At 59.8% G+C, this 229-nt stretch carries 1 protein-coding gene; it reads left to right on the forward strand.

Going from position 1 to position 229, the window contains the following annotated elements; genetic code table 11:
* On the forward strand, positions 1-229 hold a 229-nt coding region (locus R0K30_RS23905), incomplete at both ends, for an acyl-CoA dehydrogenase family protein (RefSeq protein WP_410613566.1).

Below are 229 nucleotides of genomic sequence, written 5' to 3' on the forward strand. Positions count from 1 at the left end.
GCGTGACTCCCTGCGAGGCCTGTGTGGCGAATTTCCTGATGAATACTGGCGTCAGATTGACCATGCGCGGGTCTACCCTGAAGCGTTCGTCGACGCACTGACCAAGGCGGGTTGGATGGCCGCTTTGATTCCCGAAGAATACGGTGGTTCGGGGCTAGGGCTGGCTGAAGCCTCGGTGATCATGGAGGAGATCAACCGCAATGGCGGCAACTCCGGGTTCTGCCATGGC

It is taken from the genome of Bacillus sp. SIMBA_154, assembly GCF_046536015.1.
GTDB lineage: Bacteria > Bacillota > Bacilli > Bacillales > Bacillaceae > Bacillus > Bacillus pumilus_P.